This is a genomic window from Halopseudomonas sp., assembly GCF_036961105.1.
GTDB lineage: Bacteria > Pseudomonadota > Gammaproteobacteria > Pseudomonadales > Pseudomonadaceae > Halopseudomonas.
This window is the reverse complement of the sequence record NZ_JBALWW010000001.1, coordinates 389,650-403,164: the sequence shown is the minus strand read 5'-3', so window position 1 is coordinate 403,164 and position 13,515 is coordinate 389,650. Positions and strand designations below refer to the sequence as shown.

Sequence of the window (13,515 nt, the reverse complement as noted above, 5' to 3'; positions counted from 1 at the left end):
TACACCTTCCCCGTGCGCGCTACGCGCAGCCGGCAGGCAAGAAACCGGGACACGCGCACGACAAAGCGCAGCAAAGAAGCTGAACCGGCTGACATTCAAATGGGGGTGAGTACCACGAGGAGGCCGTGCAAGAGTACAACAGAAAGGTTTGAGTGGTGGGTCGTGTAGGATTCGAACCTACGACCAATTGGTTAAAAGCCAACTGCTCTACCAACTGAGCTAACGACCCAATGCTCAAAAAAAATGGTCGGGGTAGAGGGATTCGAACTCTCGACATCCTGCTCCCAAAGCAGGCGCGCTACCAGGCTGCGCTATACCCCGATCCTGCTTGAAGTGGCTCCGCGACCAGGACTCGAACCTGGGACCCAATGATTAACAGTCATTTGCTCTACCAACTGAGCTATCGCGGAATTACCTTCAAAACATCTCAACCTGGGCGGTGGTTGGTGACACATAACCCCTGCTGAGGCGCGCCATTTTACCGACCAGCGCAAAGCTGTCAACCTTTTTTAAGCCTTTTATTTCAAGGTTCTATACCAAACCCCAGCCAGCCGCCGGGCGGTACGCCAGAAACACAAAACCCGCCATATGGCGGGTTTTGTCAAGCCTTGCAGAGTGGACTTCAGCCGAGCTGAGGACCCGCCGCCACAATGCTGTCGGCCACGTCGAACTTCTTGAAGTTCTCGACAAACAGCTTGGCCAGATCGGCCGCGGCCTTGTCGTAGGCAGCCGGATCGGCCCAGGTATTGCGTGGGTTGAGCAGCTTGGTTTCAACGCCGGGTACGGCCTTGGGCACGTCCAGGTTGATGCCGGGCAGGTGCTCGGTCTCGGTACCGATCAGCGCACCGGACTGAATCGCGGAAATGATGCCGCGGGTAGTCGGAATGCTGAAGCGAGTGCCTTGGCCGTAGGAGCCGCCAGTCCAGCCGGTGTTGACCAGATAGACCTTGCTGCCGAAGGCGTTGATGCGCTTGATCAGCAGTTCGGCGTATTCGCCAGCCGGACGCGGGAAGAAAGGCGCGCCGAAGCAGGTAGAGAAGGTCGACTTGATGCCGCCACCAGAACCCATTTCGGTCGAACCCACCAGCGCGGTGTAACCGGACAGGAAGTGATAGGCAGCCTGCTCGTTGTTGAGAATCGACACCGGCGGTAATACGCCGGTCAGATCGCAGGTCAAGAAGATGATGGCGTTCGGCTCACCGGCACGGTTGGCTTCAACGCGCTTCTCGACGTGCTCGAGCGGGTAGGCCGCACGGGTGTTCTGGGTCAGGCTGACATCGGCGTAGTCGGCAACGCGGCTGACCGGATCGATCACCACGTTCTCGACGATGGAGCCAAACTTGATGGCATTCCAGATCACCGGCTCGTTCTTCTGCGACAGATCGATGCACTTGGCGTAGCAGCCACCTTCGATATTGAACACGCTGCCTTCGGCCCAGCCGTGCTCGTCGTCGCCAATCAGGTTGCGCGACTCGTCGGCAGACAGGGTGGTCTTGCCGGTGCCGGACAAGCCGAAGAACAGGGTGGTGTCGCCATCGTCACCCACGTTGGCGGCGCAATGCATCGGCAGCACGTCCTTGGCCGGCAGCAGGAAGTTCTGCACCGAGAACATGGCTTTCTTCATTTCACCGGCGTACTGCATGCCGGCGATCAGGACCTTGCGCTGGGCAAAGTTGAGAATCACGCAACCATCGCTGTTGGTGCCGTCACGCTCGGGTTCGCAGGTAAAATACGGTGCGTTGAGAATCTGCCAATTGGCCTTCTCGGACGGGTTGTACTGCTGCGGATTGATGAACAGCGTTCGGCCGAACACGTTGTGCCAGGCGGTTTCGGTTTCCATCACCACCGGCAGGTAATGCTCGGGATCGGCGCCCACGTGTACGTGAGACACAAAACTTTCACTGGCGCCAAGGTAGGCTGCCACCCGATCCCACAGGGCATCGAACTTGTCGGCCGGGAACTTGCGGTTGATCGGCCCCCAGGCAACGGCGTCCTGAGTGGAAGGCTCTTCAACGATGAAACGATCCATCGGAGAGCGACCGGTACGTTCGCCAGTCTTGACTACCAGTGCGCCGTTATCAGCCAGCTGGCCTTCCTTGCGCTGAATAGCCAGCTCAATCAGCTGAGCAATGCTCAGATCGGTGTACACAGTATTGGTAGCTTGCGTCATCAAACATAGTCCTCTTCGACTTAGACCGAATATTCCAGAAAGACCGACAATCGGCCTCAGCACGTGGGGGTGTAAGGTTTATTTATCATCCATTGATACTGCACTGGCTCAGCGCGCAGGCGCGCCATTATGCCAAAAAAAAACAGCCTGCGCGAAAACTCCTCGCCCAGCGGTCAGTGCAACTGCCGCGCGTGCTCGTCGGCCGCAGAAAACAGCGCCTCGACCGCCGGTTCGTCGAAACGATAACGGGCATTGCAGAACTGACAATCAACCTCTATCTCACCGCCCTGTTCCTGCAGCAATGCCAGCACATCGGCCTTGCCCAGGCTGACCAGCGCGTTGCCTGAACGCTCAGCTGAGCAACTGCATTCAAAGCGCACCGGGCGTGCGTCAAAGAGCCGCAGCGGATCCTGGTGAAACAGGCGATGCAGCAGAGTTTCATTATCCAGGCCAATGAGCTCTTCGGCACTCAGAGTATCGGCCAGCACATTGAGGTGTTGCCAGGTGGCCGCGCGCTCCTCCGGATCGGTCTGGCGGTCGGCGGGCAACGCCTGCAGCAGAAAGCCGCGCGCCATGCGGCCATCGGCCTGCAGGCGGAAACGCGTGGGCAACTGCTCGGAGTTGGCAAAGTAGCCATCCAGTGCAGCCGCCAGCGAGCCGCCAGCCAACGAGACTATGCCCTGATAGCGCTGACCGTTGTCAGGATCAATGGTGATGGCGAGCACGCCCTCGGGCATCAGCTCGTCCAGGCCGCTGCCCTGCAGGTCTTCGGCGTAGCGGGCGATGCCCCGTACCGCCTGATCACTGGAACACTCGACCATCAGCGTGGACAGCGGGCCTTCGGACTTGGCCTGCAGAATCAGCAGACCGTCAAACTTGATGGTGGTGGACAACAATATGGCCGCCGCCAGCATCTCGCCCAGCAGCGCCTTGACCGGCTCCGGGTAGGGATGTTTGGCCAGAATCTCGCGGTAGCTCTGGTCTGCGGAGACCATTTCGCCCCTTACGTCGGCGTTCTCGAACAGAAAACGTTGGGTAATGTCCTGCGACGCCATGCTGGATTCCTCGCAAAAGGCGGAATTATAACCAATCAGTCGTCGCCAGGTGCATTACGTTCATCGCGGAAGCGGTGGATCTGGCGTCGCTGTTTCTTGGTGGGTCGGTGTTCACTGATCAGACCGCTCGCGCCCAGAGCCTTGCGCTGCGCTGCGGCAGCCTCGCGGCGGCTGAGACTCTCTGCCGTTTCGGCATACAAGGCCTGCGCCTCGGCCGCGCCGCGGCGCTGCTCGCTCAATACCAGAACCGCTACATCGCGCACATCGAAGCCCTGACGTATCTGCAGCTGATCGCCCACACGAATTTCCTTGCTGGGCTTGCACCGTTCGCCCTGGCACTGCACCTTGCCACCCTCGATGGCGGCCTTGGCCAGCGAGCGCGTCTTGAAGAATCGTGCGGCCCAGAGCCATTTATCCAGCCGCAACTTGCCATCTTGCTGCATAAGGTCTGTACTCCCCTTTCGGCCTGCAGTTTAACAGGCTTGTCGAAACCCGTGCGTTAACGCATGATGCGCGCAATTGGCGGAGGGTCTGTTGCCGTTTCATCACGACCGCGCCGGCGCCAGTTTTTGCGCGGAGCAAGGCGCGAGGAATGTAGTTTGGTTATTCCAAATGAATGACGCGTAACGCAGCGCCGCACAAAAATCGGCACCGGCCCTACGGGTTGCGCTTGAAAATTGGCCATGCGTCGTTGTGATACTTGGCGAGGGAACGCCATTACCTACGCCTCACGCCTTGCCTGGCCAGTTTTCAATCAGCAACGCGGCTCGCGATGAAACGGCAACAGACCCTGCGGTCTGGAGAAACAACCATGAAAACCTTTGACCATTTGACCGTGATCGGCCTGCGCGAGTGGGTCGGTTTGCCGGCTCTGGGCGTCGACCAGATACTGGCCAAAATCGACAGTGGCGCCAAGACCTCCTCCCTGCACGCCAGCAATATCGAAACCTTTGAACGCGACGGTGAAACCTGGGTGCGTTTTGATGCTCATATTGGTAGTCGCAGCAAACAGCGCACGCGGCAATGCGAGGCGCACCTGGTTGAGGTCAAACGGGTGAAAAGCTCCAACGGACATTTGCAGGAACGCCACACCATACGCACCCCCATGGTGCTCGGAGACCGCTGCTGGCTGGTTGAATTCACCCTCACCTGCCGCAAGTCCATGCGCTACCGCATGCTGATGGGCTGCACCGCCATGCTCGATGGCAATCTGGTCATCAATCCCGGGTTACGTTTCGTGCAGGAAAAGCCACAAACCCAAGAATTTGCCTGATTCCCAGGCCCCCCAACACCGCACCAAAGCGTTAAAGGAAACACCATGAAAATCGCGGTTCTGTCACGCAACGCCAATCTGTACTCGACCCGCCGGCTGGTTCAGGCAGCGACCGAGCGTGGCCATGAAATACGGGTGATCGACACCCTGCGTGCGTATATGAACATCGCCAGTCACAAGCCATCTATTCATTACAAGGGCCAGGAGCTGGAGGGCTTCGATGCGATCATTCCCCGCATCGGTGCCTCCATTACCTTCTACGGCTCGGCCGTGCTGCGCCAGTTCGAGATGATGGGCGTGTATCCGCTGAACGAGTCGGTCGCCATCAGTCGCTCGCGCGACAAGCTACGCTCCCTGCAGCTGCTGGCGCGCAAGGGCGTGGGCCTGCCGGTCACCGGCTTTGCCCATTCGCCGGATGACATCCCCGACCTGATCAACATGGTGGGCGGCGCGCCCCTGGTGATCAAGCTGCTGGAAGGCACCCAGGGTATCGGCGTGGTCATGTGCGAAACCGAGAAGGCCGCCGAATCGGTACTCGAAGCCTTCATGGGCCTCAAGGCCAACATCATGGTGCAGGAATATATCAAGGAAGCCGGCGGCGCCGACATTCGCTGCCTGGTAGTAGGCGACAAGGTGATTGCCGCCATGAAGCGCCAGGCCAAGCCCGGCGAATTCCGCTCCAACCTGCACCGCGGCGGCAGCGCCAGCCTGATCAAGATCACCCCGGAAGAACGCATGACCGCCGTGCGAGCCGCCAAGGTCATGGGCCTGAACGTGGCCGGTGTCGACATCCTGCGCTCCAACCACGGCCCGGTGGTAATGGAGGTCAACTCCTCCCCCGGCCTGGAAGGCATCGAGTCCACGACCGGCAAGGACGTCGCCGGCCTGATCATACAGCACATCGAAAAGAACTGGCGCCCCAACAAGACCAGCACCAAAGGGACCGGCTAAGCCGGTCCCCAGCCGCAAGCGGCAAGCAGGTACTGCGTGGGCTGCTGGTTTGGGTGGCTGGCAGTGGCTTGAAGCTGGAGGCTTGAAGCTGGAAGTTAAAAGCGGTCCGCGCGAGCGGCTGGTTTCACCTGCGAACTCAGGACCTAGCGTTTTAAACCGCTACCCACACGATCGGCGTCAAGCTTCCAGCTTCAAGCCTTCAGCACTGCACTCACACAAAAAACCAACCACCCACACCTATTCGCTTGTAGCTTGCCGCTTGCCGCTTGCCGCTTGCCGCTTGAAGCTTGAAGCTGCTTCCCAGGCCTAAAGGCCGGCAAGCAAGGCCGCGTAGTCTTCTACTGCGTCGAACTCTTCGGTATCGCGGGCGGTGCCGCGGCTGTCAGGTTCGCGCACGGCAAGCAGGTGGCCTATGCCGTAGTCCTTTGCGGCCCGCAAAACGCTAAGGCTGTCGTCGATAAAGAGCGCACGTTCGGGGTCGAAGGGCAGATCCGCTTGCAACGCCTGCCAGAAACTCCGGGTTTCCTTGGGATAGCCGTAGTCATGCGAGCTGATCAGGCGCTGGAAATAGGTACGCAGTTCAATGCGTTCCATTTTCAGTGACAGCGAATCGCGATGCGCATTAGTTATCAGCACCACCTGTTTGCCGCTGCGCTGCAGCGCCTGCAGAAAGGCCTCCGCGCCGGGGCGCAGGCTGATCAGATGGGCTATCTCTCGTTTGAGCTCGATGATCGGCAGGCCCAGCTCGCGGGTCCAGTAATCCAGGCAATACCAGTCGAGCTGCCCCTGGATTTCACGCATCATCGGGTAGACTTCGGCCTTGGCCCACGCCAGCGACTGGCCATGATGGCGGGCATAACAGGCGGGCATGTGCTCCAGCCAGAAGTGGTTATCAAAGTGCAGATCCAGCAGGGTACCGTCCATATCCAGCAGTACGGCATCAATCTCGTTCCAATTCAGCATATCCAGTCAACCGGCAGTTGGGCTTGGGCTTGATGTGCGGCTATGATACCCAAGCACCCGCCCCACCACCACGGAGTCCGCATGCCGCAAAAGCCAGAAACTCTCGAAGCTCGCATTGTTGCCAAGAGCCGACTGTTTACCGTCGAGCAGGTCCAGCTGCGCTTCAGCAATGGCGTCGAGCGCACCTACGAGCGGCTAGTCAACAAGGGCCAGGGCTACGGCGCCGTCATGGTAGTGGCGATGCAGGACGCCCGCACAGCCGTGTTGATCGAAGAGTATTGCGGCGGCATGGACAGCTACCAGTTGTCACTGCCCAAGGGCCTGGTGGAGCCGGGCGAAGACGTGCTGGAGGCAGCCAACCGCGAGTTGATGGAAGAGGCCGGTTTTGGCGCCGAGCAACTGGAATTGCTGACCAAGCTGTCGCTCTCGCCGGGTTACATGAGCCAGGAAATCAGCGTGGTGCTCGCGCGCGGTCTGTACGAGAAACGTCTGCCCGGCGATGAGCCCGAGCCGATTCGCGTCGACAGCATCGATTTGTATCAACTGAGCGAGCTGACCCAGCGTGAGAACTTTACCGAAGGTCGCGCCCTGGCGGCGCTGTATCTGGTGCGCGACCTGCTGGAGCAGCGTGGCGAGCTGAGCCGCTGAGCAGCGCGCGTACTGTAACAACCGGCCTGCCGCGTAGTCGAATACCCATATCGGCAGATACGTTCTGCCCTTCTTGATCCGTAATGGGAGCCGCTGATGTTCATGCAACGCACACCCGAATACAAATTGCGCATGCCGACCGCCGAGGAAGCCTTGCCGGGGCGCGCGCAGCCGATTCCGACCAGCAGCACCCACACGGTGCTGAACACGCCGATACAGCCACCTTTCCCGGACGGCATGCAGCAATTGATCGTGGGCATGGGCTGTTTCTGGGGCGCGGAGCGCCGCTTCTGGCAGGTGCCCGGTGTCTACACCACGGCGGTCGGCTACATTGGCGGCATCACGCCCAACCCCACCTACGAGGAAGTCTGCTCGGGGCGCACCGGTCACAATGAGGTAGTACTGGTGGTATTTGATCCAGAGCAGGTAAGCCTGGAGCAACTGCTGAAAGTATTCTGGGAGTCGCACGACCCGACTCAGGGCATGCGCCAGGGCAACGACAGCGGCACGCAATACCGCTCTGGCATCTATGTCAGCAACATGGCGCAGCGCGCCAAGGCGGAGGCCAGCAAGATCAACTTTGCCAGCGCCCTGGAAGACGCTGGCAAAGGCAGCATCACCACCGAGATACTCGAAGCGCCGACCTTTTATTACGCCGAGGCTTACCACCAGCAGTACCTGGACAAGAATCCGGGTGGCTACTGCGGCCTGGGAGGCACCGGCGTCTGCCTGCCGAACTGATCGCGCAAGCACGTGCTGGCCTTCAGTTGCGCGCCTGACTGAGGCGCTGCAACGCCAGCCCCGCCAGCTCCGCCGCCTTGCCAAAGGCGGATAACTGCAACTCGGCAGGCTCGCGACCGGACAGGCGCATATCGGCGTAAAGCACCCCCACCTGGCGTGTGCCCGCCCACACCGGTGCCACCACGCAAGGTCCGGAACCTATGAGCTCAAGCAACGGCTCGGTCATCAGAGATCCAAGGCGCTCCTTGCTCTGTGGACCAAAATAGAGCATCTCGCGTTGCTGCAAGGCATGCGAGAACAGCTGCGGCGAAGCATCCAGATTGGTCAGATTGAAATTCTCCAACCATTGCTGACTCCCCTTGCCGGCGACCTTGCGCGCCTTGAAACGAGTCTGCCGTTCGGCCAGCACGGCCAGCATCACCCGTTCGAAACCGGCACCGCGATGCACCGCCTGCATTACCGTAGACAAGGCCGACTCGACGTCCACCGCCGTGCGCGCCATCAGTCTGAGATTCTGCAAAGACAACTTGAGCAGCTCCAGATCCGGTTGCAACAAGGGCTCCGCTGGCTCGCTGAGCAGCGTTGTGGCCGACGGCGCAGGTGGCGTGCTGTGATCGGCCTGTAATAGCGCAGAGAGATCCAGTGGCAGGTCGTCGGTGCGCGGGATCCAGGCCTTGAGGTCGCTATTGGCACAGGTGCCGGCGACTCGCACGGCTTCATCACCACTGGCCACCAGCTGCTGCCAGGCCTGCTCGGGCTCGACGCCGATCAGACCGGCTACCGGCGCGATCAGCTCCTGCACCTGCGCACTGGTCCAACCGTGCGAGGCCACCGCGTCGGCCAGCTCGGAACCCAGGGCCACGGCCAGCGCCGCCGGGCCACGCTGACTCTGACTGGCCTGGATCAATTGACCGATCTCACCCATGTTCCAGCTTTTCAGCAAGCCGATGGTGAGCTGCTCAAAACCGGTGCCCAGCACGCGCTTGACCACTTTTTCCCGATCCGCATCAGGCTCGGCCAGCGCGCTGGCCAGTTCCTCGGCCTGCTTGCCGCCATGACTCCAGAAAGCCAGTTCGCCCAGATTGAGCAGCAAGGTGGCGATAAAAACTTCTTCTTTCTGCTGCTGGCTGATGTGCTGAGCCAGGTTGCGTGCCTGCACGGCGCCATGGAAGGAGCGTGCCAGCAAGGATTGCAATTGTTCACGGGGAGAGTCGCGCAGCAGGCCATCCAGCAGACTCACCGAGAGACCTATCATGCGCACCTGATCGAACCCTACCACCACGACCGCGCGAGAAATGGTACGGACCACCTCACGACCCGGGTTGCAATAGACGCTGTTACTCACGCGAAGGACTTTTGAGGTGAGCGAGGCGTCACGCATCAGCACATCGGCCAATTGCCGGACCGAGGCGGTGGCGGACTGCGACAGGCGCAGTAAATCGTGCACCACCACGGCCATGGCGGACAGTTCGGCTTTGTTCAACTGGTCCATCCAGGACCTGAGGCCGTGGGTTTTATTGTTCAAATGTGCCACCTGGTTTTCTCGTACAGCTTGATAGTGTCAATATAACATCAACCGTATTGACTAGCTTGCGCACAGGCTCGCAAAGACGGCTGATGCGACGGCTTCTCTCGCCGCACCAAGGCTAATAGAATACTCTCATGTCCAACCTGCAATTAAACACACATTACTACCCCACGGCAGCAGCCAGCCACGCCCATGCAGAGCACAGCCAATTGGTGTTCGGCCTGCATGGCAGTCTGGAATTGGAGTTCGCCGGCCATGGCGCGCAGGTTGACTGCGCCGCTGTTGCCATCATCGCGCCCGGGGACAACCATACCTTTCTCAGTAGAGACAATGGTCGCTGTCTGGTGCTGGACATCACCCCGCAGCAGCAGCTTGAAGGCCTTTCTGCCGACATGAGCCAGCAGCAACGACTGCTCGAACATACCGCCTTACGTACCCTCAGCCCGCAACAAAGCAGCCTGGTTCGCAGTCTCGCCGGACTCATGGAGACGCAACCGGGACTGAGCATGGCCGGAGCCAGTCTGCTGCTGGCAAGCTTGCTGCAGCAACCTGCCTTGACTGGACGCCTGCCGCTGGCGGCGCTGGATGACTACATCGATTTACACCTGGCTCATCCCATCGAAGCCGGTGATCTGGCGTGCATCGCTCACTGCTCTGCCTCTCGCCTGCGCCACTGGTTTGCGCTGGAGCTGGGATGCAGTCCGTTGGAATATGTCCGCCGACGCCGGCTGCAGCGCGCGCGCCAGTTGCTCGAATGCGGCCACGAACCGGTGGCAATCATTGCTGAACGCTGCGGTTATGCCAGCCAAAGTGCTTTCGCGCAGGCGTTCAAACGGCACTGGGGGATGTCGCCGCAAGGGGCACGCCATCAGGCAGGACGCCGCAACGCGCGTTAGGCAACAATAATCGAGCGTCTGACGACACTGCTTGCCAGCTCGGGTGGCTACACTGGCCGTCCATCCCACTCCATGGCAGAGGCGACATGCCCAAACTGACTCATCAGCGCGCCTTGATCTACATGCACATAGCCGCGCTGCTGTTTGGCCTGACCGGTATTTTCGGCAAACTTGCCAGCGTCGGGCCCGATGTCATAGTGCTGGGCCGGGCGCTCTTCGCCGTACTCGCATTGTTGCTCTTCGCGGGTTACTACCGGCACCCCATGGTGCGCGGGCTCAACCCGAGTCGGTTGTTGCAGCTGGGCATTTGCGGGCTATTGCTTGGAGTGCATTGGCTCACTTTCTTCCATGCCATAAATCTCTCCGGCGTAGGTGTCGCCACGTTGGGCTTCGCCAGCTTTCCGGCATTCGTAGTGTTGCTGGAGTGGCTGATCTGGCGTGAGCAGCCCAGTGGCATGGACCTGCTCAAGGTCGGCTTGGTGTGTGCCGGCCTGATGCTGGTGCCGCCAAGCTTCGATCTGCAACACAGCAGCGCCGAAGGACTGCTCTGGGCTCTGTGCTCGGGCCTGTGCTTTGCAGCGGTATCGGTGGGCAACCGACTGACCAGCGGCAAACTGCACCCAGTGCAGATCGCCTGCTGGCAAAATCTGGTGATTGCCCTCTGTCTGCTGCCGCTCAGCAGCAAGGCGATGCTACAGATGTCGGGACTGGACTGGCTGTGGATCGCCCTGCTGGGAACGCTCTGCACCGGAGTGGCGCACGGCCTGTTCGTTACCAGCCTCACCGTGCTCAAGGCGCGGGTAGCATCCCTGTTTTTCGCGCTCGAGCCGGTTTACGGCATTCTGCTGGCCTGGTACCTGTTTGCTGAAGAACCGAGCCTGCGCATGTTGCTGGGCGGGACACTGATCGTCAGTGCCTTGTTGCTGGTGCAGCGCGCGCCTAGACCGGCCTGAGGCCGGCGATAGTGGATTGATCAGCCGGGAGTCTCGATCAGCTTGACCCAATGGGTGAAGACGTTGAGACGCGCCGCTGCCAACTTCAGGCACACCAGCAAAGGCACCGCGATCAGCACCCCCACCACACCCCAGACCCAACCCCAAGCGATCAGCCAGAGCATGAGTATCAGCGGGTTGAGGCGCATGTTACGGCCCAGCACGGTTGGCGTAATGAACTGCGCTTCCAGCAAATTGATGCTGAAGTAGATGAGCACCGGCATCAGCGCCGTCAACACTGGCCCATACTGCACCACGCCGGCAAGGCAGAGTACCGCCATACCGATGATGGGGCCCACGTAAGGCGCGAAGTTCAACAACGCCACCATGACCCCCCAGAGCAGTGCATCTTCTACACCAAATGCCCAAAGCGCAAAACCGGTCACCACACCAAGTGCCGTATTGATCACACTGACAGTGAGGATGTAACGCGATAGCTCATGTTGCACCTCCGCCAGGAGATCATTGGCCGCTTCCTTGTCACGCACCTGCGGGAATACAGTAATAAAGTTGCTGTACAGCAAGGGTCCGAAAACCAGCATGAACAGCACCAGAATGACAAAGGTAGTGAACTGTGCCAGCACCAGGGGCGTTGCGCCCAGCAGTTGCACCATGAGCTCCACCCCACCTTGCATCACGCGGTCTGATACGGCGCTGTCGGAAGTCGGCGCAGGTGCGGGCGCCGGCGGCTTTTCTGTTGCCTCCTCGTCGGGCTCATCGTCACGGAACCAGCCGAATAGCTTGAAGCCTTCCTTTTCTTCAATCTCCAGCTTTTTTGGGGCGTGCACCGTCACCGGCGCGGTGGAGGGGGACAGTTTTTCGCTGAACTCGTCGAGTTCTTCGGTCAGCTGGGCGGACAATTCCGGTATGCGTTTGACCCACTTCTGCGCGGGATCGGCCAACTGCATGCCCAGCAGAGTAAAGGGCACGCCAATCAGCGCCAGCAAAAGCAACGCGGAGATAACACGGGGGATATGAAAGCGCTTGAACAGCCCTACCAACGGGCTAAGCAACAGCGCAAAGAGGGCCGCCACCACCACGGGAAGAAAAAGCGTCTTGGCAAAGTAAAGTGTGTAAACCACAGCCAGCGCCAGCAACCAGTACAAAGCCATCTGTACGGGAGGTACTTTCTTGCGTGGGCCGGTAATTTCATCGATTTCATTGGTTGGAGCTTCCTGCTCCAACTCGTTCATTCGCGCGCCCCAATACTTCGACCCAGATGAAACGCATGCTGCGCCATTGGCAACAAACGCATACTGGTAAAGCCCAGCGTGTAAGCGCGGGTAACCCCAATGCGGCCGGCGAGACCGCCAAGCAAGGCACCAGTTGCCACCAGCCACCCCGAGGGTATCTGGCGCAGCAGGTGCTGGCTGTGCTGGGAGAGTACGCTGACCACCTCGGCACGCAAGCTCATCTGCCGCTCCTGCAACTCTATCTTGTCAATCAGCTCTTGGCGCTTCACCCCGCACTCCTTGCACTAAGCGTTTGAATTGAGTCTTGGTACGGTTGAAACCCAGTTGCCGGCGGTACCGTGACGCCAGATAAACCAGTATTGCCACCACCACCAGCTGCAAAGCAGCGAACGTGGTAAACCCCAAGGTCGCCGATCCGCTGGCTTCATACACCAGCCAGGCACCCAGGACCCCAAGCGAAATCCAGCAAAGCAGCACCATGGGCGCCAATGCCAGGCCAACGAACAACAGCCGCCGGGCGTCACCCAGCGTCAGTTGCAGCTCCAGTCGGAACAGATTGGCCAACTCGCCCCCGGCCGCCAGCGAATGCTGGACCCAGGCAGTCAGCTGCTCGATTAGTTCCTGGGGTAGGCTCTCATCGCCAGACTGGCCACGCGCGGCGTCTTCCGCCGCGCGCTGCTCTTCGGTAGCCGCATCACTCATTTGCGCGAGCAAACCTGCGAAATGACAAACCCGGCGGCAAAGGCAATGCCCAGAGTGGCCAGGGGCTTCTCTTTCATGAAGGCGCAAGCCTGAGCGCTAAGCACTTCAGCTTTAGCTCGGCCTTTTTCCATCTGATCAGCAGCTTCGTGTTTCAGGTCCACACCTGCCGCTTCTGCCGCCAGCTTGAAATGACTCTTCGCTTCCATCAGCTTTTCATAAGCATCGGATACTGCAGCCTTGCTGGCAGCCAACTCCCGTTCCTTGCTGCTGGACGTCGGTGAGGTTGCAGTTGTTGTGTTGTTCGCATTGTTGGCTGTCGCCATGGTCGTTCTCCTTGTGGATCCAAACCTTGAGTGAATAGCCTCTGAACAGCTGGTGGGCTATCCGATGATGTTTATCCCAG

The 13,515-nt window shown here is 59.8% G+C and carries 15 protein-coding genes and 3 tRNA genes; 6 read left to right on the top strand and 12 right to left on the bottom strand.

The window, feature by feature from the left end; genetic code table 11:
- Nucleotides 1–153: 153 nt before the first annotated feature.
- The 6 genes from V7756_RS01840 to V7756_RS01815 form a co-directional block, all read right to left on the bottom strand.
- A tRNA-Lys gene (locus tag V7756_RS01840) sits at nucleotides 154–229 on the bottom strand.
- Between the two features lie 15 nt (nucleotides 230–244).
- Nucleotides 245–321 (bottom strand) — tRNA-Pro (locus V7756_RS01835).
- 13 nt (nucleotides 322–334) lie between these two features.
- Nucleotides 335–410 (bottom strand) — tRNA-Asn (locus V7756_RS01830).
- Nucleotides 411–622: 212 nt separating this feature from the next.
- Complete coding sequence (locus V7756_RS01825) at nucleotides 623–2,170, bottom strand: phosphoenolpyruvate carboxykinase (protein WP_335608454.1); 1,548 nt, start codon at nucleotides 2,168–2,170, stop codon at nucleotides 623–625.
- A 173-nt stretch (nucleotides 2,171–2,343) separates the two neighbouring features.
- Nucleotides 2,344–3,225 carry an Hsp33 family molecular chaperone HslO gene (gene hslO, locus V7756_RS01820; RefSeq protein ID WP_335608453.1) on the bottom strand — a complete coding sequence of 294 codons (882 nt, stop codon included), beginning with the start codon at nucleotides 3,223–3,225 and terminating at the stop codon, nucleotides 2,344–2,346.
- Between the two features lie 35 nt (nucleotides 3,226–3,260).
- Nucleotides 3,261–3,668 (bottom strand): RNA-binding S4 domain-containing protein, encoded by a 408-nt coding sequence (locus V7756_RS01815; RefSeq protein ID WP_335608452.1) that lies wholly within the window; start codon nucleotides 3,666–3,668, stop codon nucleotides 3,261–3,263.
- Between the two features lie 368 nt (nucleotides 3,669–4,036).
- Here V7756_RS01815 and rimB point away from each other — a divergent pair, with 368 nt between their 5' ends.
- Complete coding sequence (rimB, locus tag V7756_RS01810; protein WP_335608451.1) at nucleotides 4,037–4,498, top strand: retropepsin-like aspartic endopeptidase RimB; 462 nt, start codon at nucleotides 4,037–4,039, stop codon at nucleotides 4,496–4,498.
- A 45-nt stretch (nucleotides 4,499–4,543) separates the two neighbouring features.
- On the top strand, nucleotides 4,544–5,449 hold the full coding sequence (gene rimK / locus V7756_RS01805; RefSeq protein WP_335608450.1) for a 30S ribosomal protein S6--L-glutamate ligase: 906 nt from the start codon (nucleotides 4,544–4,546) through the stop codon (nucleotides 5,447–5,449).
- Nucleotides 5,450–5,755: 306 nt separating this feature from the next.
- Here the strand turns inward: rimK and yrfG are convergent, their stop codons facing one another.
- The gene (gene yrfG / locus V7756_RS01800; RefSeq protein WP_442908934.1) at nucleotides 5,756–6,412 is read right to left on the bottom strand and encodes a GMP/IMP nucleotidase; all 657 of its coding nucleotides are present in this window, start codon (nucleotides 6,410–6,412) and stop codon (nucleotides 5,756–5,758) included.
- Nucleotides 6,413–6,493: 81 nt separating this feature from the next.
- On the opposite strand from yrfG, the gene nudE reads away from it, so the two are divergent.
- Together nudE and msrA are read left to right on the top strand one after the other, a co-directional pair.
- The gene (nudE, locus tag V7756_RS01795) at nucleotides 6,494–7,060 is read left to right on the top strand and encodes an ADP compounds hydrolase NudE (RefSeq protein ID WP_335608449.1); all 567 of its coding nucleotides are present in this window, start codon (nucleotides 6,494–6,496) and stop codon (nucleotides 7,058–7,060) included.
- Between the two features lie 93 nt (nucleotides 7,061–7,153).
- Complete coding sequence (msrA, locus tag V7756_RS01790) at nucleotides 7,154–7,801, top strand: peptide-methionine (S)-S-oxide reductase MsrA (protein ID WP_335608636.1); 648 nt, start codon at nucleotides 7,154–7,156, stop codon at nucleotides 7,799–7,801.
- 22 nt (nucleotides 7,802–7,823) lie between these two features.
- On the opposite strand, the gene V7756_RS01785 is transcribed toward msrA, so the two are convergent.
- Nucleotides 7,824–9,335, bottom strand: a complete 1,512-nt coding sequence (locus V7756_RS01785; protein ID WP_335608448.1) for an HDOD domain-containing protein — start codon at nucleotides 9,333–9,335, stop codon at nucleotides 7,824–7,826.
- A 128-nt stretch (nucleotides 9,336–9,463) separates the two neighbouring features.
- On the opposite strand from V7756_RS01785, the gene V7756_RS01780 reads away from it, so the two are divergent.
- Nucleotides 9,464–10,225 (top strand): AraC family transcriptional regulator, encoded by a 762-nt coding sequence (locus tag V7756_RS01780; RefSeq protein ID WP_335608447.1) that lies wholly within the window; start codon nucleotides 9,464–9,466, stop codon nucleotides 10,223–10,225.
- Between the two features lie 86 nt (nucleotides 10,226–10,311).
- The gene (locus V7756_RS01775; RefSeq protein ID WP_335608446.1) at nucleotides 10,312–11,178 is read left to right on the top strand and encodes a DMT family transporter; all 867 of its coding nucleotides are present in this window, start codon (nucleotides 10,312–10,314) and stop codon (nucleotides 11,176–11,178) included.
- 20 nt (nucleotides 11,179–11,198) lie between these two features.
- Here V7756_RS01775 and V7756_RS01770 read toward each other — a convergent pair whose 3' ends face one another.
- The 4 genes from V7756_RS01770 to V7756_RS01755 are packed head-to-tail and all read right to left on the bottom strand — an operon-like array spanning nucleotide 11,199 to nucleotide 13,435.
- Nucleotides 11,199–12,410, bottom strand: coding sequence for an AI-2E family transporter (locus V7756_RS01770; RefSeq protein ID WP_335608445.1), 1,212 nt, complete (start codon nucleotides 12,408–12,410; stop codon nucleotides 11,199–11,201).
- Nucleotides 12,407–12,679: a hypothetical protein gene (locus V7756_RS01765; protein ID WP_335608444.1), complete on the bottom strand. Its 273-nt coding sequence runs from the start codon at nucleotides 12,677–12,679 to the stop codon at nucleotides 12,407–12,409. Before V7756_RS01765 ends, V7756_RS01770 begins: the two co-directional genes overlap by 4 nt.
- Nucleotides 12,657–13,112 (bottom strand): hypothetical protein, encoded by a 456-nt coding sequence (locus V7756_RS01760; RefSeq protein ID WP_335608443.1) that lies wholly within the window; start codon nucleotides 13,110–13,112, stop codon nucleotides 12,657–12,659. The genes V7756_RS01765 and V7756_RS01760 overlap by 23 nt, the downstream gene beginning before the upstream one ends.
- The gene (locus V7756_RS01755) at nucleotides 13,109–13,435 is read right to left on the bottom strand and encodes a hypothetical protein (protein ID WP_335608442.1); all 327 of its coding nucleotides are present in this window, start codon (nucleotides 13,433–13,435) and stop codon (nucleotides 13,109–13,111) included. Before V7756_RS01755 ends, V7756_RS01760 begins: the two co-directional genes overlap by 4 nt.
- Between the last annotated feature and the right edge of the window lie 80 nt (nucleotides 13,436–13,515).

Coding starts and splice junctions, on each gene's coding strand:
- V7756_RS01825 (WP_335608454.1), bottom strand. CDS start 2,170: ATGACGCAAGCTACCAATACTGTGTACACCGATCTGAGCATTGCTCAG.
- hslO (WP_335608453.1), bottom strand. CDS start 3,225: ATGGCGTCGCAGGACATTACCCAACGTTTTCTGTTCGAGAACGCCGAC.
- V7756_RS01815 (WP_335608452.1), bottom strand. CDS start 3,668: ATGCAGCAAGATGGCAAGTTGCGGCTGGATAAATGGCTCTGGGCCGCA.
- rimB (WP_335608451.1), top strand. CDS start 4,037: ATGAAAACCTTTGACCATTTGACCGTGATCGGCCTGCGCGAGTGGGTC.
- rimK (WP_335608450.1), top strand. CDS start 4,544: ATGAAAATCGCGGTTCTGTCACGCAACGCCAATCTGTACTCGACCCGC.
- yrfG (WP_442908934.1), bottom strand. CDS start 6,412: ATGCTGAATTGGAACGAGATTGATGCCGTACTGCTGGATATGGACGGT.
- nudE (WP_335608449.1), top strand. CDS start 6,494: ATGCCGCAAAAGCCAGAAACTCTCGAAGCTCGCATTGTTGCCAAGAGC.
- V7756_RS01780 (WP_335608447.1), top strand. CDS start 9,464: ATGTCCAACCTGCAATTAAACACACATTACTACCCCACGGCAGCAGCC.
- V7756_RS01775 (WP_335608446.1), top strand. CDS start 10,312: ATGCCCAAACTGACTCATCAGCGCGCCTTGATCTACATGCACATAGCC.
- V7756_RS01770 (WP_335608445.1), bottom strand. CDS start 12,410: ATGAACGAGTTGGAGCAGGAAGCTCCAACCAATGAAATCGATGAAATT.
- V7756_RS01760 (WP_335608443.1), bottom strand. CDS start 13,112: ATGAGTGATGCGGCTACCGAAGAGCAGCGCGCGGCGGAAGACGCCGCG.
- V7756_RS01755 (WP_335608442.1), bottom strand. CDS start 13,435: ATGGCGACAGCCAACAATGCGAACAACACAACAACTGCAACCTCACCG.